The sequence below is a fragment of the Rhizobium sp. NLR10b genome, from assembly GCF_019685435.1.
In the GTDB taxonomy this organism is placed as follows: domain Bacteria; phylum Pseudomonadota; class Alphaproteobacteria; order Rhizobiales; family Rhizobiaceae; genus Rhizobium.
The window spans coordinates 328,341-352,658 of sequence record NZ_JABDWV010000004.1 but is presented as its reverse complement, the minus strand read 5'-3'; the positions used below and the strand labels follow the sequence as shown (position 1 = coordinate 352,658).

General features: G+C 56.7%; 26 protein-coding genes and 1 pseudogene. 23 read left to right on the top strand and 4 right to left on the bottom strand.

The genetic code is table 11. The annotated features are described in order from the left end of the window. Positions 1–6 precede the first annotated feature (6 nt). Positions 7–507 carry an isoprenylcysteine carboxyl methyltransferase family protein gene (locus HJB91_RS08765; protein ID WP_221154399.1) on the bottom strand — a complete coding sequence of 167 codons (501 nt, stop codon included), beginning with the start codon at positions 505–507 and terminating at the stop codon, positions 7–9. Next, entirely contained in the window at positions 508–1,560 is a 1,053-nt protein-coding gene (locus HJB91_RS08760) for a type III polyketide synthase (RefSeq protein WP_210629133.1), read from the bottom strand. A 168-nt stretch (positions 1,561–1,728) separates the two neighbouring features. Here HJB91_RS08760 and HJB91_RS08755 point away from each other — a divergent pair, with 168 nt between their 5' ends. The 3 genes and pseudogenes from HJB91_RS08755 to HJB91_RS08745 all read left to right on the top strand — a co-directional run bounded on the left by HJB91_RS08755 (position 1,729) and on the right by HJB91_RS08745 (position 3,709). Continuing rightward, positions 1,729–2,265 carry a tetratricopeptide repeat protein gene (locus HJB91_RS08755; protein ID WP_210629132.1) on the top strand — a complete coding sequence of 179 codons (537 nt, stop codon included), beginning with the start codon at positions 1,729–1,731 and terminating at the stop codon, positions 2,263–2,265. A gap of 44 nt (positions 2,266–2,309) precedes the next feature. Further along, positions 2,310–2,912 (top strand): annotated as a pseudogene (locus HJB91_RS08750) (RNA polymerase sigma factor). Further along, the gene (locus HJB91_RS08745) at positions 2,909–3,709 is read left to right on the top strand and encodes an anti-sigma factor (protein WP_221154397.1); all 801 of its coding nucleotides are present in this window, start codon (positions 2,909–2,911) and stop codon (positions 3,707–3,709) included. Before HJB91_RS08750 ends, HJB91_RS08745 begins: the two are co-directional and overlap by 4 nt. Positions 3,710–3,736: 27 nt before the next feature. Here the strand turns inward: HJB91_RS08745 and HJB91_RS08740 are convergent, their stop codons facing one another. Continuing rightward, a complete protein-coding gene (locus tag HJB91_RS08740; RefSeq protein ID WP_221146730.1) occupies positions 3,737–4,534 on the bottom strand; it encodes a glycosyltransferase family 2 protein in 798 nt (265 codons plus the stop codon). A gap of 255 nt (positions 4,535–4,789) precedes the next feature. Here HJB91_RS08740 and rfbA point away from each other — a divergent pair, with 255 nt between their 5' ends. From rfbA to HJB91_RS08640, 20 genes are all read left to right on the top strand, one after another. Further along, the gene (gene rfbA / locus HJB91_RS08735; RefSeq protein WP_210629128.1) at positions 4,790–5,701 is read left to right on the top strand and encodes a glucose-1-phosphate thymidylyltransferase RfbA; all 912 of its coding nucleotides are present in this window, start codon (positions 4,790–4,792) and stop codon (positions 5,699–5,701) included. A gap of 22 nt (positions 5,702–5,723) precedes the next feature. Then, a complete protein-coding gene (locus HJB91_RS08730; RefSeq protein ID WP_210629127.1) occupies positions 5,724–6,098 on the top strand; it encodes an FdtA/QdtA family cupin domain-containing protein in 375 nt (124 codons plus the stop codon). Position 6,099: 1 nt separating this feature from the next. After that, positions 6,100–7,206 (top strand): DegT/DnrJ/EryC1/StrS aminotransferase family protein, encoded by a 1,107-nt coding sequence (locus HJB91_RS08725; RefSeq protein ID WP_210631693.1) that lies wholly within the window; start codon positions 6,100–6,102, stop codon positions 7,204–7,206. Continuing rightward, positions 7,203–8,078 (top strand): ABC transporter permease, encoded by an 876-nt coding sequence (locus HJB91_RS08720; protein WP_210629126.1) that lies wholly within the window; start codon positions 7,203–7,205, stop codon positions 8,076–8,078. Before HJB91_RS08725 ends, HJB91_RS08720 begins: the two co-directional genes overlap by 4 nt. Then, entirely contained in the window at positions 8,078–9,397 is a 1,320-nt protein-coding gene (locus HJB91_RS08715; RefSeq protein ID WP_210629125.1) for an ABC transporter ATP-binding protein, read from the top strand. The genes HJB91_RS08720 and HJB91_RS08715 overlap by 1 nt, the downstream gene beginning before the upstream one ends. Then, entirely contained in the window at positions 9,394–10,374 is a 981-nt protein-coding gene (locus HJB91_RS08710) for an NAD-dependent 4,6-dehydratase LegB (RefSeq protein ID WP_210629124.1), read from the top strand. The genes HJB91_RS08715 and HJB91_RS08710 overlap by 4 nt, the downstream gene beginning before the upstream one ends. Next, positions 10,367–11,080: a nucleotidyltransferase family protein gene (locus tag HJB91_RS08705; RefSeq protein ID WP_210629123.1), complete on the top strand. Its 714-nt coding sequence runs from the start codon at positions 10,367–10,369 to the stop codon at positions 11,078–11,080. The genes HJB91_RS08710 and HJB91_RS08705 overlap by 8 nt, the downstream gene beginning before the upstream one ends. After that, the gene (locus HJB91_RS08700; protein WP_221154395.1) at positions 11,073–11,918 is read left to right on the top strand and encodes an NAD(P)-dependent oxidoreductase; all 846 of its coding nucleotides are present in this window, start codon (positions 11,073–11,075) and stop codon (positions 11,916–11,918) included. Before HJB91_RS08705 ends, HJB91_RS08700 begins: the two co-directional genes overlap by 8 nt. Before the next feature lie 2 nt (positions 11,919–11,920). After that, a complete protein-coding gene (locus tag HJB91_RS08695) occupies positions 11,921–12,991 on the top strand; it encodes a radical SAM/SPASM domain-containing protein (protein WP_210629121.1) in 1,071 nt (356 codons plus the stop codon). A gap of 113 nt (positions 12,992–13,104) precedes the next feature. Next, positions 13,105–14,121, top strand: coding sequence for an N-acetylneuraminate synthase family protein (locus HJB91_RS08690; RefSeq protein WP_210629120.1), 1,017 nt, complete (start codon positions 13,105–13,107; stop codon positions 14,119–14,121). Next, a complete protein-coding gene (locus HJB91_RS08685) occupies positions 14,118–14,795 on the top strand; it encodes a cytidylyltransferase domain-containing protein (protein WP_210629119.1) in 678 nt (225 codons plus the stop codon). Before HJB91_RS08690 ends, HJB91_RS08685 begins: the two co-directional genes overlap by 4 nt. Further along, on the top strand, positions 14,777–15,742 hold the full coding sequence (locus tag HJB91_RS08680) for a PseG/SpsG family protein (RefSeq protein ID WP_221122490.1): 966 nt from the start codon (positions 14,777–14,779) through the stop codon (positions 15,740–15,742). Before HJB91_RS08685 ends, HJB91_RS08680 begins: the two co-directional genes overlap by 19 nt. Further along, positions 15,739–16,440 carry a WbqC family protein gene (locus HJB91_RS08675; RefSeq protein ID WP_210629117.1) on the top strand — a complete coding sequence of 234 codons (702 nt, stop codon included), beginning with the start codon at positions 15,739–15,741 and terminating at the stop codon, positions 16,438–16,440. Before HJB91_RS08680 ends, HJB91_RS08675 begins: the two co-directional genes overlap by 4 nt. Further along, entirely contained in the window at positions 16,437–17,069 is a 633-nt protein-coding gene (locus HJB91_RS08670) for a PIG-L deacetylase family protein (protein WP_221154393.1), read from the top strand. Before HJB91_RS08675 ends, HJB91_RS08670 begins: the two co-directional genes overlap by 4 nt. After that, complete coding sequence (locus HJB91_RS08665) at positions 17,054–17,920, top strand: hypothetical protein (protein ID WP_221154391.1); 867 nt, start codon at positions 17,054–17,056, stop codon at positions 17,918–17,920. The genes HJB91_RS08670 and HJB91_RS08665 overlap by 16 nt, the downstream gene beginning before the upstream one ends. Positions 17,921–17,964: 44 nt before the next feature. Further along, positions 17,965–18,831: a TIGR04325 family methyltransferase gene (locus HJB91_RS08660; protein WP_247241763.1), complete on the top strand. Its 867-nt coding sequence runs from the start codon at positions 17,965–17,967 to the stop codon at positions 18,829–18,831. A gap of 2 nt (positions 18,832–18,833) precedes the next feature. Beyond that, a complete protein-coding gene (locus HJB91_RS08655; protein ID WP_221146725.1) occupies positions 18,834–20,327 on the top strand; it encodes a glycosyltransferase in 1,494 nt (497 codons plus the stop codon). After that, positions 20,308–21,441, top strand: a complete 1,134-nt coding sequence (locus tag HJB91_RS08650; RefSeq protein WP_210629113.1) for a glycosyltransferase — start codon at positions 20,308–20,310, stop codon at positions 21,439–21,441. The genes HJB91_RS08655 and HJB91_RS08650 overlap by 20 nt, the downstream gene beginning before the upstream one ends. Continuing rightward, positions 21,441–22,253, top strand: a complete 813-nt coding sequence (locus HJB91_RS08645; RefSeq protein WP_210629112.1) for a class I SAM-dependent methyltransferase — start codon at positions 21,441–21,443, stop codon at positions 22,251–22,253. The genes HJB91_RS08650 and HJB91_RS08645 overlap by 1 nt, the downstream gene beginning before the upstream one ends. Beyond that, the gene (locus tag HJB91_RS08640; RefSeq protein ID WP_221154389.1) at positions 22,250–23,221 is read left to right on the top strand and encodes a hypothetical protein; all 972 of its coding nucleotides are present in this window, start codon (positions 22,250–22,252) and stop codon (positions 23,219–23,221) included. The genes HJB91_RS08645 and HJB91_RS08640 overlap by 4 nt, the downstream gene beginning before the upstream one ends. A 41-nt stretch (positions 23,222–23,262) precedes the next feature. Here HJB91_RS08640 and rfbB read toward each other — a convergent pair whose 3' ends face one another. Next, on the bottom strand, positions 23,263–24,318 hold the full coding sequence (gene rfbB / locus HJB91_RS08635) for a dTDP-glucose 4,6-dehydratase (protein ID WP_221122495.1): 1,056 nt from the start codon (positions 24,316–24,318) through the stop codon (positions 23,263–23,265).

Genomic DNA, 24,318 nt, shown 5'->3' with positions numbered 1-24,318 from the left:
TCGCATTCATTTCAAAATCATTGCGCTTTTCAGCGCTGCATTTTCGGCCTTTATGCGCACATGCAGGATTGCGGCATTGAAAAACGAAAAGACGATCGCATAGACCGGCAGGCCGAAAGCAAGGGGAAGGACGGCGATCTCGCAAACGACGATCGTGTAGTTCGGATGCCGGAGAAAGCGATAGGGTCCCGATTTCACGAGCGGCGCGCCGGGCAGGATGATGATGCGCGTCGTCCAGCGATCTTTCAGGGTCGTAAGCACCCAGAGGCGCAGCGCCTGGAGCCCCAGGAACACCAAAAACCAGAAGGGTTGAACCGACCTGCCCGGCGCCAGCAGCCAAAGCCCCATGATCCAGGCGGCATGCAGCGCCACCATGACGCGATAATGCTCCGGGGCGACCTCCCGGCCGCCTCTGGCGAGCAGGGCGGCAGTGTTGCGCCGGGCAAGCACGAGTTCGCCCAACCGCTGCAGCGTCACGAATGTCAGGAGCGCGATCGACGGCCACATTCATGCCGCCCTCCGCAGCGTCACGCAGCTCGCCGAAAACCCTGGTCCCATGGCGATCATCGCTGCCCGCTCCGGCAGCCCGGCGCGGATTACCCGTTCCAGCACGAACAACACGGTCGGCGAAGACATGTTGCCATATTCGGCAAGCACGGCGCGTTCGTGATCGAGCGTGCCGGGTGTCAGTGAAAGCGCGCTCTCCATTGCGGCCAGCACCTTCATGCCGCCGGGATGGCAGATGAAGCGGTCGATATCTGCCGGCCTCAGGCCGTTTCGCGCCAGTATGGCGGTGACCGCCGGGGCGAGCTCTCGTTCGGCGAATGGCGGCAAGGATTGCGCCAGCACGATGCCGAAGCCGCCATCGTCGATCTTCCATCCCATGATATCGAGCGTGTCCGGGAAGAGGTGCTCGCCAGTCGATTCGACTTCCGCCAGGCCGCCGCCGCTCGTGCAGAGCACGCAGGCAGCGGCGCCATCGCCGAAAAGCGCCGTCGCGATGATATTCGGCCGCGTCAGCTCGTCCAGCCGGAAGGCCAGCGTGCAAAGTTCGATTGAGACGAAAAGCACAACGACGCCCGGCCGGTTGCGTGCGAGCCGCGACGCGATCGCAAAGCCGGAGACGCCGGCGGCGCAGCCGAGCCCGAAGACCGGAACACGCTCGATATCGGCCCTGAAGCCCATCCTGCGGCTAAGCTGCGCATCGAGGCTTGGGGTCGTAAAGCCGGTGGAAGAAACGGTAACGACACAGTCGACATCGCCAGCCTCAAGCCCGGCCCGACGAAGCGCCAAGCTGGCTGCCTCGACGAAAAGTTCGCCCGCCACTTCTGCATAGGCCTGCATGCGGTCCTGCCAGCCGTGCGGCTCGTCGAACCAGGCAAGCGGCCGCGCCGCATGGCGCTTGTTAATACCGGCGGTATCGAAGACGCGGGCAAGATGACGGAAATCCTCGAAACGGCCGGCAAACAGCCGAGCTGAAGATTCGGCCGCCTGCTTTTGGAAAATGATATGTTCGGGCGTGGCAGTGGCGAGGCTGGCGAGTTTCACGGTATCGGTCACAGAATTCTCCTTGTCTTCCCGGCGCAACGCTGAAAACACCCGGTTGGGACGGTTTATTCGGCCTCAGGGGCTTCACGAAGCCGTGATGGAGAAAATGGAGCGGCCGGCGAATAAACCACGGGGCAGCGGTGTTTTCTCCCCGCAACGTCACTTTCCAGGAGTTTTCCCATGACGATCATGACAGCCCGTATTGCTGCCGTCCTTCTTGGCGGCTGCCTTGCCGCTTCGCTCTTCTCCGGCCCGGTCTTTGCTGTCGGCAATGACAACAGCACGATGCCGACCTGCAAGAAGGGCGAGATCTACGACCAGAAGACCAAGAAATGCGTCAAGCAGCAGAGCGCTAATGTCTCGGACGAGAACCGTACCGACTATGCCTATTCGCTGGCCAAGGCCGGCCGTTATGAAGAGGCGCTTGCCATGCTCGATACGGTCAGGGACCAGAACAGCGCGGAGGTGCTGAACTATCGCGGTTACGCCACCCGCAAGCTCGGCCGCACCGACGAAGGCATCTCCTATTACCTGCAGTCGGTGAAGATGGATCCGCAGTACGCCAAGGTCCGTGAATATCTCGGCGAAGCCTATGTCATCAAGGGCCGGCTCGATCTCGCAAAGGAGCAATTGAACATGATCAAGACGATCTGCGGCATGGCTTGCGAGGAATATCAGGATCTGAACGCTGTCATCCTCGACCCGTCGAAGATCTGAGATTAGGCCACTGGCGGGAAATGGAGCCGGAAAAGGATATCCGAATGTCGGTCGCGGACGCGCCATTTCCTGCCTATAGTCGCGAGAATGGAATCGCCGGTTTATCAGGCGGTTCCAAGGATGCAGGATCGGCGGAGGCGGCCATCGCGAGCGAAGCGGATATCAGGAGCGGTCTGACGGAAAACCTGGCCAGGCTCTGGCGTTATGGTCTCGTTCTCTCGCATCAGCGCGATGTCGCCGACGACCTAGTGCAGGCGACCTGCCTTCGCGCGCTCGAGCGCGCCGGCCAGTTCGTTCCCGGCACCCGGCTCGACCGCTGGCTGTTTTCGATCCTGCATTCAATCTGGCTGAACGAGATCCGCTCGCGCCGGGTGCGCCAGGGCCAGGGTTTCGTCGATGCCGGCGAGGCGCTGACGTTCGACGGCGCGCACGATACTGAAACGCATGTGATGGCGGGGCAGGTTTTGAAACAGGTAAATGCGTTGCCCGAGGCGCAGCGGACGGCGGTTTTCCTCGCCTATGTGGAAGGACTGTCCTATCGCGAAGTTGCAGGCATATTGGATATTCCGATCGGGACCGTGATGAGCCGGCTGGCGGCCGCCCGCGCCAGGCTCTCCGGCGCCGGACCGGCAGGGGGACGGCCATGAGCATGAAACACACCATTCCCACCGACGAGGACTTGACCGCCTTCATCGACGGCGAGCTGACGGCGGAAGAGGCAGCTCGCATCGAGGCCATCGTCAAGGAAGATGAGAGCGTCGCCGAACGGCTGGAATTCCTGGCGCGCGCCAGTCTGCCGTTCGAGCAGGCTTTCGCTCCGCTCCTCTCGGAAGCCCCGCGGGAAAAACTGGAGGCGATGCTCGCCGCCATTCCTGCGCATGAGAACGCAAAACCCGCCTCCGCGCCTGCGGTCGTCCGCCGTCGCTTCCTCGGCGCGCTCGCCGCCTCGCTTGTGGCCGGCATCGCCATCGACCGCACCGTCATCGGCATCGGCAGGGGCTTTTCCGCAAAGGGCGAAAACAGCGAATGGCGCGCCGTGGTCGCCGATTATATCTCGCTCTATACCGCCGAAACGCTCGCCGGCCCCGTTCCTGGCAGGCAGGACCAGGCCGCCCAGCTCGCCAGTCTTGACGAGAAGCTCGGCCTGTCGCTCTCCCCGGAAGCAGTTTCGCTCCCGGGGATCGATTTCAAAAGCGCCCTGCTGCTGCAATATGACGGTAAGGCGCTCGCCCAGATCGCCTATCTCGATCCCGAAACCGGCCCGATGGCGCTCTGCATCGTGAAATCTGATGCGGGGCCGAAGGCGCCGGATCTGGAAAACCGCAAAGGGATGAATGTCGTCTACTGGTCGAACGAGACGCACGCCTTTATGCTGATCGGCTATGCGGCGGCGGACAGGATGACGGCAATTGCGGATGGGGTGCGGCGGAGGGTGGCGGTGTGACCCGCCACGCCGGCGGCTTTAAGCTGATCAGTCCTGCGATCGATTGCGCATCAGGAACTGGCCTAGCCGGTTCACGATCTTGAAGGCCCAGAACATTGATGTTGAGACCTTGAGGCCGTGGTCGGCAAGGGCGCGCAGCACCTCCTTGTTCTGACGCGATATATTTTGAACGTTCTTGTTCGTGGCGCCCCCTAAGCGCATTCTGACCAAGACTCGCGGAATATAGATCGTTCTGATCCGCGCGACTTCCAAAAATCGCATCATCAGCTCGACGTCGGCTGCAAGCCGATAACGCAGGTCAAACCGCCCGAACCGTTCATAGATGTTGCGCCGAACATAGAATGTTGGGTGCGGCGGGCACCAGCCGCGCGCGAAGAAACCGGGTTTGAACGCGCGGGATTTCCAGTAACGGATCTTGCGATCGATGTGCCGGTTGGAAACATAGACGAGATCGCCATAGCAGCCGTCATAGGCTTTATCGTCCAGCGCTGCCGCCACGGTTTCCAGGGAGTCGCTGCTCTCGAAAGTGTCGTCGGCATTCAGGAATCCGATGATGTCGCCGCTCGCAAGGCCAATCCCCTTGTTCATGGCCTCATAGATACCTCCGTCCACCTCAGAAAGCACACGGCGGTTATCCGCCGGCGCCGAAGCGATGATGGCGAGGGTGGAATCGGTTGAGCCACCATCGACGATGATATGCTCGAAATCGCGGTAGGTTTGCGTGTCGATGGAGCGCAGCGTATCGGTAATGGTCTGTTCGGCGTTCCAGCAAACAGTGATGAGGCTTATCCGAGGAGGGCGTGGATCGGCGGTGTCTACAGCCATTTTGACGAGTATCTTGCTCACATTCTAGGGGCGAAATCTAGCCGACCCGTAGCAGACGGAGAGGCGGCGTCGCAATCCAGTCCTGCAGATTATCCTCGATCAATGTCCGATTGACCGGCGATTGGTCGACTTCCCGTCTTGGTAAGTGCATTGCATGCAGATCAATCTATCTGTAGTGAGCAGTGTCGAACAGCGATGGTCACCACGCCAGGCTCGTGAATGCACGCGGCTTTACCAGGTTTTACAGGAGGTCTCTTGTCTTCGAATAAAAAACTGCGCAAGGGCATCTTGCTCGCCGGTGGCTCGGGCACCCGACTTCATCCCGCGACTCTCGCCATTTCGAAGCAGCTTCTTCCGGTTTTCGACAAGCCGATGATCTACTATCCCCTGTCAACGCTGATGCTTGCAGGCATCCGGGATATCCTGATTATCTCCACGCCGCAGGACACCCCGCGTTTTGAACAGTTGCTGGGTGACGGCGCCCAATGGGGATTAAATCTCCAATATGCCGTGCAGGCTGCACCGGACGGAATTCCCCAGGCATTCTCGATTGGCAGGGAATTCATCGCGCGGGATGCAACCGCCCTCGTGCTGGGAGACAATATCTTCTACGGCAACCTCCTGACTCATGATTTATCCGCGGCTTCCGCGAGGTCGGACGAAGCGACGATCTTCGCGTACAAAGTCCACGATCCCGACCGGTATGGGGTAGTGGAATTTGATGGTCAGGGCAAAGTCCTCAGCCTGGAGGAAAAGCCATCCAGGCCCCGCTCTTCTTATGCAGTAACCGGTTTATATTTCTACGACAATGACGTGGTTGATATTGCTGCCGCCTTGAAACCATCGCCACGCGGTGAAACCGAAATTACCGATATCAATCGTCATTATTTGGCGGCCGGCAGGCTGAATGTTGCCGTCTTGGGCAGAGGACATGCCTGGCTTGATACGGGCACGCACGATTCACTCCTTGAAGCCAGTCAATTCATTGCCACCATCGAGCGGCGCCAGGGGCTGAAGATTGCCTGCCCCGAAGAAATCGCCTTTCATTTGGAATACATAGATGCCGAGCAGTTGCTGAGGCTGGCAGCTCCACTTGAAAAGAGCTCTTACGGTCGATACCTCATCAGCCTGGTGAGGGAACCAACTCCGCATTTCCCGCCCGGCTGACCTGCAAAACTGGAAATCAATCTTGTCTGCTTTTACCCTGCTTAAGTTAAAGACAATGTCCGACTCACGAGGCGCGTTGACCGTCATGGACGGAATACTGCCATTTCCGGTGGTCCGGAGCTTCTGGATCTATGGTGCTGACGGATACACACGCGGCGGTCATCGTCATCACAAGACGCGGCAGGCCTTGGTGGCGATTTCGGGGAGCGTGATGGTTTTGATGGACGATGGAAAAGCCAGGGAAGAGGTCACCTTGTCGTCACCGGACCAGTGCCTGCTGGTAGAGCCAAGGGACTGGCATGAAATGACCTTCGGTCCTGGTTCTATCCTGCTGGTTTTTGCCTCTCACGGATATGATAAGGACGACTACATCGACACCCCCTATGAACGGCTCTGAGATGATTGAGTATGAAAGTCTAGCGCAGGCCAACCGCCCGCTGATGGAAGAGTTGGAGGCGGTTGCATCCCGTGTCATTCGGTCCGGATGGTACATACTTGGCAATGAGGTCTCCGCGTTCGAAGCTGAATTCGCTGCCTTTGCGGAAAGCAAACATTGCATCAGCGTGGCCAATGGTCTGGATGCATTGATCCTGTCGATCGAAGCGCTCGACCTGCCGAAAGGCAGCGAGATCATGGTTGCCTCCAACACCTATATAGCCACTGTTCTGGCGATTCTTCGCGCGGGCCACAAACCCGTTCTGGTGGAGCCCGAGCGCGAAACCTTCAATATCGATCCGGAGCGCCTTCCAGCGGCGCTCACACACAAGACGCAGGCAATCTGCGTGACGCATCTTTTCGGCAAATCCTGCCGGATGACCGAGATCGCGGCGTTTGCAAGCGAGCATGGTCTCAAGGTGATCGAGGATTGCGCGCAGTCTCACGGCGCGCGCTTTGACGGCAAGCTGACCGGCACCTTCGGAATTGCCGGTTGCTTCAGCTTCTATCCGACCAAGAATCTTGGAGCTCTCGGAGATGCGGGCGCCATCGTCACGAACGATGACGAATTTGCCGATCGCCTGAGACATATGCGCAACTACGGCTCGAAGAAAAAATATGAGAACGTCTATATTGGTGTAAATTCGAGGCTTGACGAGATGCAGGCGGCATTCCTGCGGGTTAAACTCCGTCACCTCGACCAGGTGACTGAACATAAGCGGGCACTGGCCGATGTTTATTTTGCCAATTTGCCCAAATGGCTCGCGCAGCCGCTTCGTCGACCTGCCGAGTATGACGTGTTTCATATCTTCGCGATACGTCATCCGGCCCGCGACGAATTGCGTCGGTGGCTGCTCGATAACGGCGTCAAGACCGAGATACATTATCCGATCGCCCCGCATCGGCAGAAGGCAATGCAAGGCATTCTTTCCGGCGACTATCCCATTGCCGATGAGCTGCATGCCACCGAGCTGAGCCTGCCTATTTCGGCTGGGCATCGAAAGGATGAGATCGAGCGCGTCTGCAGCCTTCTTACTGCGCTCCCGGAAAAGCTGAAGTTGGCGGCATGACAGAACAGCTGAAGGGATCGGCCTCCACCCGCGAGGAAGATTGGGATATCGTTATCAAGCCTTCGAAGGGCAGCGCGCCGGATCTCGGACTCGTCTGGCGATATCGCGATCTCGTCTGGATGTTCTTTATGCGGGATTTCACGACATTTTATAAACAGACGGTTCTGGGGCCGGTCTGGTACATTATTCAACCGTCGCTGACGGCAATGACGTATTATATCGTGTTCGGAAAAATCGCCAATCTTTCCACGGATGGCCTGCCACCTTTCCTGTTTTATATGTCGGGAACGATCATCTGGAGTTATTTTTCCGTCTGTCTGGCCAATAACTCCGACGTCTTCTCAAAAAATGCCAACCTGTTCGGAAAGGTTTATTTCCCCAAGCTCGTGGTGCCGCTATCCGTTGCCATGAGCGGGCTTGTCGCATTTGCCATCCAGTTCCTGCTCCTGTTGACGGTTGCGGTTGGGATGAAGATCGCCGCCCCCGATCTGGCATTGAGCTACAGGTTCCTATTTATGACGCCGCTCCTGCTGCTCTATATTGCGGTGCTTGGTATAGGTGCGGGGCTTGTGGTTTCGGCGCTAACAGTCCGTTTTCGTGACTTGGTTTATGCCGTCGGATTCATGACGCAGCTCTGGATGTATGCCACGCCGATTGTCTATCCTTTTAGTCAGATTCCTGAACGGTATCACTGGTTCTTTTATATCAATCCGATGACGACCCCGGTACAGACCTTCCGTTGGGCGCTGCTTGATTCTCCCGCTTTGCCGGTCAGTCTGTGTCTCGCCAATCTGGCTGTGACTGTCGCGATCGCGACGTGCGGCTTGATGCTTTTCGCTCGTGCGGAGGCAACTGCGATGGATACGGTCTGATGAACGATATCGTTATTCGAGCCGAGCACGTCAGCAAGCTATACCGCCTTGGCGTGATCAACCATGGCACGCTTTATCGCGACCTTCAAAGCTGGTGGGCAAAGTGGCGCAACCTTCCCGATCCGAATGTTTCTGTATCCGATTATGCTTCCAACAAGAGTCAGCAGTCGCGAGTGAAGGGCGACATCTTTAAAGCGCTGGATGATGTCTCCTTCGAGGTGGGGAACGGCGAGATCGTCGGGATTATCGGCAGGAATGGTGCCGGCAAATCCACCCTGTTGAAGGTCATGTCACGTATCACCATGCCCAATTCGGGTTTCATAGGTATACGGGGCAGGATTGCCAGCCTGCTTGAGGTCGGCACCGGATTTCATCCGGAGCTCACCGGTCGCGAGAACGTCTATCTCAACGGAGCCATCCTTGGCATGAGCCGCGCCGAGGTCAGGTCCAAATTCGATGAGATCGTCGAGTTTGCTGAAATCGGCGAGTTCATTGACACCCCGGTGAAGCGGTATTCATCTGGAATGTATGTGCGTCTGGCTTTCTCGGTCGCGGCGCATCTCGAGCCGGAGATTCTGCTGGTTGATGAAGTTCTGGCCGTCGGCGACGTCAACTTCCAGAACAAATGCATGGGACGCATGCAGGAAGTCACGAAGGCAGGTCGAACGATCATCTTCGTCAGTCACAACATGACCGCGATCAGCAGCATCTGCCCGAAATCGATTCTGATGGCCGATGGCAAGGTTGCTGCGATGGGCGAGACCGCAGATGTGATCAAGGCCTATCTCAATCGCCCGGAATTCGGCGGTACCGCAAGTTACTCGGTCAATCCCGAGGACATCGACGGAAAGGCGGTGATATGCCGCGTCGCGGTATTGAACGAGAAGGACGAGGTTTCTGAAACCGTGGAACTGTCGAACGGCTTCTCGGTCGAGGTCGAATACGAATTGAGGGAGCCTCTTTCCGGCCTCTCGGTCGGGATGCAGATCAAGATGGAGGACGGCTACACCACGCTCGTCAGCCTTTCCGATCCCGAACTCGACGTCGGGCGCCTGGATACCCGGCCAGCCGGCTATTACAAAGCGCGCGTCAGATTTCCCGGATATCTCCTCAACACCGGCACCTTCTACTTGCGGCTCGGCATATCGAGCCGGTTCTCGATCTATTCCGTCGCCGAGGGTATTCGGTTTGACGTGGAGGACAATGTCGGAATTATCCAGATGCTGGGTCAGCAACGCAAGCCGTCGATTTCGGCGATCCAGTTGCCTTGGGAGGTGGAGAAGCTCTTCCAGCGCGATTCTGAGGGTGTTTTGAAATGAAGAAAGTGCTTGTCACTGGGGCGGATGGATTTATCGGCTCTCACCTTGTCGAGACGCTGGTCAGGTCGGGCGTCGAAGTTCGCGCCCTATGCCAGTACAACTCGTTTTCCAGCTGGGGCTGGCTTGACCAATCCGAACACCGCGGCCAGTTCGAAGTGATCCTCGGAGACGTCCGCGATCCCTCGCAAATGCGCACCGTCGCAAAAGGCGTGGATACGGTTTTCCATCTCGCCGCTCTGATTGCGATTCCCTATTCCTATCAAGCACCCTCAAGCTACATCGATACGAATGTGCATGGGACGCTGAACGTCCTTCAAGGAGCCCTCGACGCTGGGGTGGGAAGGGTGATCCAGACCTCGACCAGCGAAGTCTACGGCACCGCGCGTTTTGTGCCGATCAGCGAAAGCCATCCGCTGCAGGCGCAGTCGCCCTATTCGGCTTCCAAGATCGGTGCGGATGCGATCGCCTACAGCTATTATTCGAGCTTTGATCTGCCGGTGACGATTGCCCGGCCTTTCAACACCTTTGGCCCGAGACAATCTGCAAGGGCGGTTATTCCGACCGTGATTTCACAGCTTCTGAGCGGACGGACGACCCTGAAGCTTGGTGCGCTCTCACCAACGCGGGACTTCAATTTCGTCCAGGATACCTGCGATGGCTTTCTGGCGCTCGCGGCCTGCGACCAAGCGATCGGCCAGACCGTCAATATCGGTTCCGGCAGCGAGATATCGATTGGCGATACCGTTCAGCTCATCGCCGATATCATCGGCGTCAGCGTCGAGATTGAATGCGACGAACAGCGTTTGCGTCCCGCAAACAGTGAAGTGGAACGCTTGTGCTGCGACAACAGCCTGATCAAGTCTCTGACGGGATTTTCGCCGCGTTACAGCGTGGAGGATGGTCTGAAGGCAACGATCGAATGGCTGCGTCAGCCGCAGAATCTGGCGCGGTATAAGGCGGATATTTTCAATGTCTAGACGCGCAGTCATTCTGGCGGGGGGAATGGGCACGAGGTTGCGGCCCTATACCGTCGTCCTTCCAAAGCCTTTGATGCCGATCGGCGATTATCCTATTCTTGAGGTCATCATCCGGCAGCTGATAGCAGGCGGATTTCAGCACATCACGCTTGCCGTCAATCATCAGGCCGAATTGATCAAGGCGTTTTTCCAGGATGGCGACAAGTGGGGCGTACGCATCGACTATTCGCTCGAGGACGAGCCGCTTGGCACGATGGGGCCGCTGCGGTTGATCAAGGATCTTCCTGAGAATTTTCTAGTGATGAACGGCGACATCCTGACGGACCTCAATTATGCCGATTTTCATGATGTCCATGTCCGGGACGGCAATATATTCACGATCTCGTCCAAGACGCGCCAGCATCGCATAGACTACGGCGTTCTTGATACCAACGCCGCAGGACGACTAACGGGCTTCCGGGAGAAGCCCACGGCCGAGTATAAAGTCAGCATGGGCGTCTACATGGTGTCTTCGGCGGCCGTCGAGCACATACCGCAACGCGGCGCTTACGGCTTTGACCAGTTGATGCTCGATCTACTGGCGGCAGGCAAGCCGGCCACGGTTCGCGATTTTCCGGGCTATTGGCTCGATATCGGACGCCCCGACGATTATGCATTGGCGATCGAAGAGTTCGAAACCATGCAATCCAGGTTCTTGAATGGTTGACGCCATCGTCACCGGTGCAGGCGGCTTCCTCGGGAAGCGTCTGGTGGAGCGGCTTGAACAAGCTGGCATCGATGTGCTTGCGCTTGAGCGAACGCATGGGGACATTAGCGAAGAGCGCCTTTGGAAGGAGCTTCCGGCAGCGCGCACGCTGTTTCATCTTGCCGGCAGGACATTCGTTCCGGATAGCTGGACACAAGGCCCGAGTTTCACCGCCGCCAATGTTCTCGGTACACAGCATGCTTTGAACTGGTGCAAGCGGCACAAGGCCAAACTCGTCTTCGCAAGCGCCTATGTTTATGGGGTGCCGGAACGGCTGCCGATCCATGAAAGCGATCCGGTCAAGCCGAACAACCCTTACGCACTTTCCAAATATCTTGCCGAACAGCTCTGTGAGTTCGCTGCTACATACGAGCAAATACCGGTGGTGGTATTGCGCCTTTTCAATATATATGGGATTGGGCAGCGGCCGGAATTTCTGGTACCGACGCTACTGAATCAGGTAAGAACGAAACAGGAAATACAGGTCATGGACCTCGGTCCGCGGCGGGATTATGTCTTCGTCGACGATGTCCTGAGCGCCTTTGCCAAATCAATGGACGTGTCGGAAGGTTACCACTGCATCAATATCGGCTCCGGAATGTCGTATTCGGTGCAGGAAATCATCGACATCTTGCAAGAAGCTGCCGGCACTAATCTACCAGTAGTGTCGTCTTGCGCTGTTCGGCGGAATGAAATACCTGACGTGCGGGCCGATATTACGCGGGCTCGCGCCGTTCTCGGATGGCAGCCGGAGTGGGATCTGCCCGCCGGCATCCGCGTGATGATGAAGGAGTCGTAAAATTGAACGAGCGTTACGTTCCGATCAACAAAGGCAACTACTCGATGGACACGGACGAGCGCGAAGCCACGTTCGACAGATTCCGTGGCGAGGGATGGGAAGCCGAATACGCGGATTACCGTCGCAAATGGTCGGAATATGCCCTGAACCAGCAGGTTTCGGATTACCCGCTGCTCGTCGATCTCGAGCTGGCGTCGATCTGCAACCTGCGCTGCCCCATGTGCTATACGATCAGCGACGAGTTCAAGAAAAACGTCAATACGACGCGGATGGACTGGGACCTCTATTGCCGGATTATCGATGAGATCGGCGGCAAGGTTCCGGCGATCCGCCTCTCGCTGCGCGGCGAGGCGACGTTGCACAAGCGTTTCGCCGACTGTGTGCGCTACGCTAAGGACCATGGGATCAAAGAGGTTTCGACCCTCACGCATGGCTTCAAGCTCAACAGAGACTATTTCGCCCAGCTTGTCGATGCCGGCATCGACTGGATCACCGTTTCGATCGACGGCACCGGTGAGACCTACGAGAAGATCCGCAAGCCGATCAAGTTCGAAGCCCTGCTCGACAAGATCAAGGACATAAAGAAGTACAAGGAAGAGCGCGGTCTCCACCGTCCTGTGATCAAGGTGCAGGGTATCTGGCCGGCAATCCGGGAGAATCCCGATCTCTACTACGAGACCTTTGCACCTCATGTGGATCTGGTCGCTTTCAATCCGTTGATCGATTACCTCGGCAACGATTCCGAGATCGCCTATCTCGATAACTTCACATGCCCGCAGCAGTACCAACGCCTTGTGATTGGTGCCGACGGATTGGTCATGAAGTGCTCGAACGACGAGGAGAACCGCGAGGTTATCGGCAATGCGAACACCGAAACCGTGCACCAGATCTGGCATGGGGAAAAAATGAACGCGGTGCGCGCTCTGCACAAGGAACCGCAAGGCTTCCTGAAGAGCGAGGTCTGCCGCAGATGTTATCTGCCGAGACAGACCAATGATGAGACGGCTGAGATTTGCGGCCGACAGGTCATTGTGCGGAATTACGTCGACCGAAACCAGGAAATCGGGCAGTAATCGGCCGAATTCCACGCGCTACGACCAGACCTCGCCAAGCCTATAGTTTAGGGGCTGCGATCGCCGCGAGAGCGAGGCGGCTTTGCCGGTCGTGAATTACAGGGAGTAACAGGATGTTCCGGAATTACCGGCCTGATCGGTGCTATATCATCGCTGAGATCGGCGGAAACTTCACGACGTTTGATCAGGCAAAGCGCTTGATTGACGAGGCAAAGGCGGCGGGGGTGGATGCCGTCAAGCTCCAGACCTATCGCGCAGAGACTTTGTCGAGCCGCAACGCCATGTTCGACATGGAGAACACCGGCGTTACCTCGCAGTTCGAACTCTTCCGCAAATATGAAATCGGCCACGAGCTTCACGAAGCGGTGTTTCGCTATGCCGAAGAGCACGGGCTGGACTGGTTCTCCTCGCCTTCGCATGAAACGGATGTCGATCTACTGGAGAAGTGTGGAGTCGGCGCCCACAAGGTGGGTTCGGACGACGCGGTCAACATTCCCTTTCTCCGTTATCTGGCAAAAACCGGCAAGCCGATCATCCTGTCGACGGGGATGTCGACGCTCGACGAAGTTCAGGAGTCCGTCGCCGCCATCAAGGAAGCCGGCAACGACAAGCTTATTCTGCTGCATGCCATCACGAGTTATCCGACGCATCCGGAAAATGTGAACCTGCGTGCAATGCAGACGATGATGAAAGCGTTTCCGGATCTCGACATCGGTTATTCCGACCATACGCTGACGCCGGTCGCAAGCCTCTGTGCGGTCGCGATGGGCGCCCGGGTGATCGAGCGTCATTTCACCTACGACAAGTCCGCCGACGGCCCGGACCACATGCTTTCGGCCGATCCGACGGAAATGAAATGGCTCGTCGACGCGATACGAGCGTTCGAGATCATGAAAGGCAGTGGCCGCAAGGAGCCGGCTGCGAGTGAAGCAACGACGAGATTGAACAATCGCAAGAGCGTTGTCGTCAATCGACCGCTCAAGGCCGGCCATGTCATCTCCGCCGGCGACATTTCCGTTAAGCGACCTGGAACAGGAATTGAACCGAAGCATTTCGAAGCTCTCGCAGGACGGCGGGTCGCAAACGACCTCGATGCGGACGCGGTCCTTCAATGGAGCGATCTGGCGTGACGCTTGGAATTATTATTCAGGCGCGGATGGGATCGACGCGGCTGCCGGGAAAAGTGCTTCGCGACATTTGCGGAAAGCCCCTTCTCGGACATGTTCTTGGTCGGCTTCAGATACTGAAGCGCCCGGCAAAGGTTGTCGTTGCGACATCGTCCGCCAGCGAGAACGATATTATCGAAGCCTGCTGCCTTGAGCACGGCGTTAGCTGCTTTCGCGGCGACGAAACCGACGTTCTCGATCGTTATTTTCAGTGTGCGAGATCGCTCGGGATGTCAGATATCGTGCGGTTGACCGCAGATAATCCTTTTACCGACGTCGAGGAGCTTGAGAGGCTGATCGATCTGCACCAAAAGCAGGGATTCGATTACACCCATGCCTTTGGCCAGTTGCCTATTGGCGTCGGCGCCGAGATATTTACCTTCGAAGCTCTATCGCGCAGCCACTGCGAGGGGAAGCTGCCGCACCATCGCGAACACGTGAATGAATACTTCACGGATCGCCCCGAATTGTTCAAGATTGGTCGGCTCGAGGTGCCCCCAGCCAAAATCTCTCCGGAGCTGCGCCTGACGGTGGATACTGAGGAGGACTGGAGACGCGCCTGTGCGCTCGCAGCGCAGGCGGGCGGAACCTGGCTCGGGACGGAAGAGGCGATCAGGCTATGTTCGTCTTCTGCGTAGAAAGTTCGCATGCACGCGGCATGGGGCATCTTTTTCGGTCGCTGACGCTCGCCGCCGAGCTGCGCACCCGCGGTCATTCGGTCCGATTTTTGGCAAACGATCATCCGAATTCCTTGAGAATCATCCGCGAGCGCGGGTTTGCCGTGGCGCTCTATGATCTGGCAGCCGTGACGGGATGGGAGAAGGCTTTCCTCGAAGCCGCTGCTCCGTCTCCGATCTGGATCAACGACCGCCTTAATACGCAGCGATCCCACAGCGAGACGATCAAACGCTTGGACGCCAAGCTTGTTACCTTCGATGATCGTGGTGATGGCGCGGAACTTGCCGACCTGAATATCTGCGCTCTGCTGTTCGAAAACACGAAGGGTCTGAAGGGCAGAGATGTTCGGCTGGGCATAGAGTACATGATACTCAATCCTGAAATCGCCAGGTATCGCCGAGTTCGGGAAAAGCTTGCATCGATACTTGTCACCCTCGGCGGCGCCGACACTTATGGAGTGACGGTCCGCGTCGCTAAATGGCTGAGCAGCAAGCCTTTCCCTGTCACCATCGTGACAGGCCCGAGTTTCCAGCACATGGCGGAGCTTGAAGAGGTCGTCGCGGCGGCTCCGCCGGATCGGTTCAGATTGCTGAACCAGGTGCCGTCGCTTGCGGCGGAGATGTACGGGCACGATCTGGCGATTACCGGGGGCGGTCTTACGCCCTTCGAAGCGTGTGCGGCCGGCCTGCCCTGTGTCGTGGTCGCAAACGAACCGTTTGAAATCCCGGTCGGGCGTGCGCTCGAGGAACTTGGAGGAGCGCTCTTCGCCGGTCATCACTCCGCTTTCGATCTCGGCATCCTGGAAAAGGCAATTCCCATCAGGAGCATGAGCGAGACCGCCATGACCAAGGTCGACCTTGGCGGGGTTGGCCGAGTCGCCGATTTACTGGAAAGATTGGCTGCATGACCCTGACAGCGGTGATCCATCAGCCGGACTTTGCGTCCTATCTCGGCTTTTTTCAGCGATTTCTGAACGCCGACCTCTACGTCGTTCTGGACCACGTCCAGTTTGTCCACGGAACGAGCAAAAGCTGGACGCACCGTGACAAGATAAAGACGGCACAAGGCGACCGCTGGCTCACCGTCGGAATCAGAAAGCCAAGCTTCGGCACACCGATCAACGCGGTGGAGCTGGCACCGGGCACCGGATGGATAGACCAGAACCTTTCGTTGCTTCGTGAAAACTATCGCAAGTCCGCCGGCTGGAGCGAAGTCTTTCCCCGCATCGAAGTCCTCTACGGCAAGCGGTTCGACCTCTTGGCCGATTTCAACATGCATTTCCTGGACGGTATTCTGGATATGCTTGAAATCACCATGCCGACGGTGCGATCGAGCACTCTAAGCCCCGTGGGTCATAGGAACGAGTTGCTTGTCGAATTGCTGGGCAAAGTCGGAGCGACGCGTTATCTCTCGGGTCTCGGCGCTCGCGACTATATGCGGCCGGAACTGTTCGAGGCAGCCGGAATCGAAATCGAGTGGCAGCATTTCGTCCATCCGGTTTATCCACAGCCCTTCGGCGATTTCATTCCCTATCTCAGTATTCTCGACACACTGCTGAATTGTGGTATTGCAGGCACGCGTGACCTGCTCTGGAGTTGCAAATGAATATTCTCGCGATCGGTGCCCATTTTGACGACGTTGAGCTCGGCTGCGGTGGTGCACTGGCGCGCCATACAGCAAATGGCGACACCGTTTACGTCTATGTCGCGACCGTATCCGGCTTTTCCAACCAATATGACCAGTCCGTGCGCAGCAGCCAGGTCGCCAGAGCGGAAGCGGATGCCGCGATGGAAATCCTCGGCGTTCAACAGATGTTTTGCGGCGAGTTCAAAACGCTCCAGATCGAATTCGTCGACCCGCTGAATATCGAGATCCTCAAGCTGGTGCAGGATCTGAAGATCGATATGGTCTATACCCACTGGGTCGGCGATATCCATCATGACCACCTGGCACTGTCGCGCGCATCGCTGCACAGCTGCCGGCACGTGCCCCGCCTGCTGATGTATCGCAGCAACTGGTATCATTCGACCGTCGATTTCAGGGGGAATTTCTACGTCGACATTACCGCCCATTGGGACCAGAAGGAAAAAGCGATCCTTGCCCATGAATCCGAGATGGAGCGCACCGGGCGGAAATGGGTGAGCTTCTTCCGCAATGAAGCCGAGAACGCCGGCCAGCGCATCGGTGTAAAATACGCCGAAGTCTTTGAGGTGGTGAAGTGGCTGCAGCCTTGAGGAAGATTTTGACCTTTGGCTCCATGCTGCTTCCCTATGGTGTGCATGAGCTGAAGCGCAGGCTTAAAAATCGTCACAAGTTATCTGCTGATGTCGCGAGATCGCTGGCAGAAAACAGGCAGCTTGCCGGGCTGCGTGCGGGCCAACGCTGTTTCATTTTAGGAAATGGACCGAGCGTCAAGGGCTTGGATCTGTCGCGGCTTCAAGGCGAAAATGTGATAACCGTTTCCAACGGCTATCTGCATTCCGATTTCGACAAGTTCCAGTCTCGTTATCATTGTGTTCCGCAAATCACCTACGGATTGATGACACCCGAGGACGTGGTCCGCTGGTTCGAGGAGATGCATTCGCACCTGGGCGGCGCGGAACTCTTCCTCAGCTCCACGGAAGCGGAGCTGGTTCGAAAACACGATCTGTTTTCAGGACGAATAGTCCGCTATCTCATGCTCGGCGAAAGCTTCGACGAAAGACCATCGGTAGAAATCGTCGATATCTCCAAACCGGTGCCACGTGTCGATTCAGTCCCGGTGATGGCCTTGATGATAGCGATGTATCTTGGTTTCAAGGAAATCATCCTGCTCGGCGTCGACCATGATCGCTTCCTGTCAGCAACCTATGAATACGCGTTCGACCTCAAGGTGCAAAAGGGAAAAGATTTCACCGTAAATGCGGACGGCACCCCGACAACGAACCGTCACGACGACTTTCAGCAGGCGGCGCGGCTGTGGCGACAATATCGAGCCATCGCGAATATCGCGCGAGCAAATGATATCCGCATCTTCAATTCCACACCCGGTGGGGCACTGGACGAATTTGAGCGCCGGCCGTTCCAAGCCTGGTTTGAAGAATGAGACGGCTTAAATTTGCGCTTCCGGGAATCCACTGTTTGCTTGAGGTGACGCGAGAATCGCCCCAAGCGCGCGAACAGGAGATCTGGGCCGAATTCCGACGGCACAACATCATTTTCGACGGACCTTACGATGATTGGCGTTCGGCAATGGCTGATTCAACCGGCTATGATGCGCCGGCCATTCTTGCAAAAGCCGTCGAAGCGACACGCGCAGTTGTTCAGGGCCGTGCCTCATATGAGCGGGACACTGTAATCTTCAGAGAGAGAATCTACTCGCATCCGCTGCTTGCCTGGCTGCTCTATGTTGCATCCAGATCCGATGGTCGTTTGAGAGTGGTCGACTTTGGAGGCGCGCTCGGAAGTTCCTATTTTCAACACCGGTCAAAACTCGCTCATCTCGCGGAATTGAAATGGTGCGTCGTGGAGCAGCCTCATTTTGCAGAAGCAGGGCGAGCAGAATTTGAAGACGGGCTTCTGAGCTTTTCTCGTAGCCTCGAAGAAGCAATCGAATTTGTGAACCCTCACATCGTTCTGCTCTCGGGCGTGCTCCAGTACCTCGAATATCCCCACGAGCATCTTGAGAGCCTTCTTTCGAAAGGCGTCAAGTTCATCCTTGTTGACAGAACAAGCGCGCAGGTCGATATCCCCGAAGCCCCTTTTGTACAGCATGTGCCGGAACGCATCTATCGCGCGAGCTACCCCGTGTGGTTCTTGAACGCGCATGAATTGCAGAATCGCTTCGCGAGGCATGGCTACGAGGTGCTGGACAGGTTCCAGCCAGCTGGGACATTTGGAATAGCAACACCGCCGCCCTTGCAGGAATTGACGCGTTGGGGCGTTGGCCTTACGCCAGCTCAGGGACAATACGAATGGTCGTATACTGGCTGGTTTCTTGAGAAGCCGGAAATCTAGCGATGCGCGTTAACGTCATTATCCCTGTCTTCAATCGTCTGGAGCACACCCGGAAGGTGCTGGAGGCTCTCAGGAGACAAACTCTCGCCGACGCGCTGACGATCGTCGTTGTCAACGACGGTTCGACCGATGGCACGGCAGAATACCTGCAGTCGCAGGGCGATGTTGTCGAAATCCGAGGCGACGGCAATCTTTGGTGGGGGGGTGCCATCGAGAAGGGGCTGAAATACGTCCTTCCGTCTTGCAAGGCGGAAGATTATATCCTGTTTCTGAATAATGACACCTGGTTCGACGAAGATTATGTTGAAACCCTGGTGCAAACATCCAAGGCGAATGGCGAAGCCGCCGTCGGAAGCGTTATCCATGAAGAGGGGAAAGACCCACCTCTTGTGAGTATAGGACCTCGGATCAACATCAACAGGTTCGCGATCTGGGATGTCCTTTCGGAATTGAGCGAAGCGCAACAACGGTCGCCTGAGAGCCAATACCGCGTGGATGCATTGAGCGGTCGAGGTACTCTATATCCAGCCCTCTTGTTTCGGAGATATGGCGGTATGCGGCCACGCCTGCTGCCGCACTACATGGCCGATTATGAAATCGCGATGCGCTTTTCGCGCGCCGGAGTGCCTCTGATCGTCAGCACAAAAGCAATCGTCTATTCCCCGCCAGTATATGGAAACGACATCTCCAGGCATTCATGGAAAAAACGATTGTTTGGCAGGCGCTCTCCTCACAATGTGTTTCAACGCCTGATCTTCTATTCGCTTGTCGGTTCACCGGTGCAGAGATCGACCGCACCTTTCCGCATGGCCTATTTCTTTTACGCACGTGTCCTTTTGGGAAAGATCACGACCAGCCTTAAGAAATTCGCCTTTTCCCGTATGCGTGCAAGGCAGCTTGGCGAACTGAAACGTCACGGGGTAAGCGTTGGCCGCGATGTTGTGCTCTATGGCGCCCCTTTGTTGCAACGACATCCTGACAGTGAGATTCACCTCGGTGATCGCGTCGTCCTGTGTTCTGATTCCCGATTTACAGCGCTCGCTCTCAATCATCCGGTGAAGATAGCGACCATTCGCGCCGGATCGAAGATCAGCATTGGCGCAGACAGCGGCATCAGTGGTGCAACCATCGTCTCGGCTGTAGGGATTTCAATCGGCGCGGAAGTGCTGATGGGAGCCAACGTCACGATTTTCGACACGGACTTTCATCCGATACGTCCGGAAGGGCGCCGTCATTCGGATGTCGAGGCGGACATCAAGACTGCACCGGTGCACATTGGCGATAATGTGTTCATTGGCACCAATGCCCTGATCTTGCGTGGCACAGAAATAGGACGTGATAGCATTGTCGCTGCGGGTGCGGTCGTCCGCGGAAATTTCCCCGAAGGGGCAATAATTGCCGGGAACCCGGCAAAGCTTGTCGGTAGCGTCTATAGAACGTCACAGGAACGTCCCGGCAGTCAACCAGACGGTGAACATGAAAATAGCAATATTTGACACCTATTACGCGCGGTTTCTGAAGCAATTCTATGCGCGGCGGCCACAGCTCCGAAAATCGACCTCGCTAGAACAGACGAAAGCTCTTTTGGCCGCCGCATTCGGCACGTCCGATTTCTACTCGCGCCACCTGAAGGACCAGGGTTGCGACGTCATTGACATCATCGGCAATTGTGTCCCGCTTCAATCGGCCTGGGCGCAAGAAAACAACGAGCCGTTCAGCGCTTGGGCGATGAAACTGCCGCATCGGTTTTTCAGGCTGCCTTATGTTGGCGCACGCCTGGCGGCGCTCCCTGGCTTGCTGGAGGTCGCAATGGCCCGGGTTCGAACATTCAAGCCGGATGTACTCTACTGTCAGGATCTCAGCTTCTTTCCGCCGCATGCCCTGACGGAGTTGAAGAAGACGGTGCCGTTGATTGTCGGCCAGATCGCTTGTCCGCTGCCGCCGGGTGAGTTTCTGCGACCCTATGACCTTATTCTGACGTCTTTCCCCCATTTCGTACCCCGTTTTCATGAGATGGGGATAAAATCCGAATATTTCAGGATTGGCTTCGACACTCGGGTGCTCGATCTCCTTGGCGACATCAGGCGCGATGTGCCGGTGAGCTTCGTCGGCGGCATAAGCCGTCATCATGGCAAGGCCGTACCCTTGCTCGAACATCTTGCCGATACCACGCCGATACAGTTTTTCGGTTACGGCGCGAAGACGCTCCCGCGCTCTTCTCCGATTCGCAAACGTCACAATGGCGAAGTCTGGGGGCCGGATATGTATCGGGCGCTGGCGCGCAGCCGGATCACCGTCAACCGCCATATCAATGTTGCCGAAAACAACGCCAATAACATGCGGCTCTACGAGGCGACCGGTGTCGGATCGCTGCTGATAACCGACAAGAAGGATAATCTCGGGGAGATTTTCGAGGTTGGAAAGGAAGTGGTTGCCTATTCCAGTGCGGAAGAAGCGACAGAACTCGTCCGCTACTATATAGACCACCCGGACGAGGCCGACGCCATCGCGAAGGCCGGTCAGGCAAGGACGCTGAAGGACCACACCTACAAGTCGAGAATGGAAGAATTGGTGCCGATCCTCGAACGATATCTGGAGAAACAGGGCTGATGTCGTTTCTGCGCACAAGTCTCAATCGCTTTCCGGGGATGAAGAGCCAGTTGAAGCGATTGCATGATCGGCTGTTGCCGACGACGTCGGTATCGTCCCGCTATGTCGAGATAGAGGCGGCTCGTCGAGACAGCGAAAGTTCGCGCCTTGCTGCATCCTGGAAAGCAAGTGATCTGCCCGCCCGCCAGAGAGCCCTCGTCGAGCGCCAGCTGAAGGAATACCGCAATGGCGCTTCCATTGATGTATTCGATGTCTTTACCGCCGCTTTGCGCAGCATCGACGATCTTCCGGCTAATGCTTCGCTGCTCGAAATCGGTTGTTCCAGCGGCTATTATTCCGAAGTGCTTGATGTGAGTGGCTTGCCGCTGCGTTATCGCGGCTGCGATTACTCCGATGCTTTCATCGATATGGCGCGCAGCATTTATCCCGGGCTGTCGTTCGACGTGGAGGATGCGACGCGGCTCAACTATCAGGATGACGCTTTCGATGTCGTCGTCTCAGGATGTTGTCTGCTGCATATCCCCGATTATGACGCGGCGATCGCAGAGAGCGCCCGTGTTGCCAAGGAATACGTGATTTTTCACCGTACGCCTGTTGTCTATGGCGAGCCGACCAAGTATTTCCGCAAACAGGCCTATGGCGTCGAGACCATAGAGATCCATTTTTCCGAGCCGCAGCTATTGGACATCTTTCGAGTTCACGGCCTGCACGTCCTGGCGACGTTCACGCTAACTGAGAACGTGGATCCGCACGACAGTCGTAAGGGCAATGCAATGCGCACCTATTTGTGCAGGAAACAAACCCAATCATGACGAACTATTTCTGTACCCTTTTCGACAACGGCTATCTCATCAAGGGAATGGCCATGATGGAGAGCCTCGTCCAGTGGTGCCCCGATGCGCATGTTTTTGTGCTTTGCATGGACCAGCAGACGCAGGAGATATTGACCGCTCTCAACAGGTCCTACATCACCTGCATTCCACTCGCTGATCTCGAGACGCCGGAACTTCTGGCGGTCAAGAAATCGCGCGGCGTCGCCGAATATTGCTGGACCCTGTCTCCGTGTCTGCCGAGTTTCCTGCTGGAGCAGCATCCCGACATTGATTTCATCACCTACCTCGATTCCGATCTGCTGTTTTATTCACCGCTCGGTCCGATTTTCGACGAAATCGGCAATAGTTCCATCGCCATTATCGAACACCGTTTTGCTCCGCGGCTGCAGAATCGCGAAATTAACGGCCGTTTCTGCGTCGAATGGGTGAGTTTCCGGCGCGACGAAGAGGGAATGCGCTGCCTCACTCGCTGGCGCGAGCAGTGCATCGAATGGTGCTACTATCGCCTGGAAGACGGCAAGATGGGTGATCAGAAGTATTTGGATGAATGGCCGGATCTCTACCCGAATTGCCATATCATCGAGCATCCCGGAGCCGGAATCGCGCCCTGGAACTACGAAAAGCTGCATTTTTCGCAGGATGCATCAGGCAGGATCGAGGTCGATGGTTCGCCGCTGATCTTTTATCACTTCCACCAGTTTCAGTTGCTGACCAATGGCATGTTCGATCGGCTGTCGGCTTTCTACACCGCCGTCTGCGAGGAGCCCGACGCTGCTTACAGGGTCTATGAACGCGCTCTGAGGCAAGCCCTGAAAGCGATCAGGACGGTTTCTCCCGGCTTTTCCGGCGGCATTCGTCCCTTTTTCCGGGTTAAGGCGCGCCGATGGGTGCAAAGCAATGTACCCCGGCCGGTCATAAGCTTCCTGCACAATTTCATCAGGTACTGATGTCACGATTGCGGGGAGGAGCCTCGCTTCTCCTCGCCTCGTTATTGGTACTGCCGATCGATCCACTGTCGATAGCTGCCGCTTGTCACATTCTCTACCCAAGCATCGTTGGCGAGATACCATTCGACGGTCTTGCGAATGCCCGTCTCGAAGGTCTCACTAGGGCGCCAGTCCAGCTCCCTTTCTATCTTTGCCGCATCGATGGCGTAACGACGATCATGACCTGGCCGATCACGCACAAAGGAAATCTGGGCCTTGTAGCTTGCGCCGTTTGGCAGGGGCGTCAATTCATCGAGAATTTCGCAGAGCGTATTGACGACTGACAGGTTCGTCAGTTCATTCCTGCCGCCGACATTGTAGGTTTCCCCGACTTTTCCTCTCTCCAGAACACGCCGGATCGCGCTGCAATGATCTTTGACGAACAGCCAGTCGCGCACCTGCATCCCGTCTCCGTAGATCGGAATCTGTTTCCCCGACAGAGCATTGTGGATGACGAGGGGAATAAGCTTTTCCGGAAAATGATAGGGACCGTAATTGTTCGAACAGTTCGTCGTCAGAACGGGTAGGCCATAGGTGTGATGGTAGGCGCGAACCAGATGGTCACTCGCTGCCTTGCTCGCGGAATAAGGACTATTGGGTTCGTATTTGCGATGTTCGCTGAAAGCGGCCTCGTCGGGAGCAAGCGAACCATAGACCTCGTCCGTCGATACGTGGAGGACGCGGAAGCTCTCCCGGAAGTCTTCACTCTGTGAGGCAAGAAATCCCCGGATTGCCTCCAGCAGACGAAACGTGCCGACAATGTTGGTCTGGATAAATTCTTCTGGCCCATGGATCGATCGATCGACATGACTTTCGGCAGCGAAGTTCAGGATTGCGCGAGGCCGGTGGGAACGGAGCAGTGCGTCGACAAGGTCGTAGTCCGCAATGCTGCCTTTGACGAAGACATGACGCGGGTCACTCCAGATGGAGTTAAGGCTCTCAAGATTGCCGGCATAGGTGAGGGCATCGAGGTTGACGACCGGCTCATCGTGAAGCGCAAGCCAGTCGAGCACGAAATTCGCACCGATAAAGCCGGCACCTCCCGTCACCAAGATCAT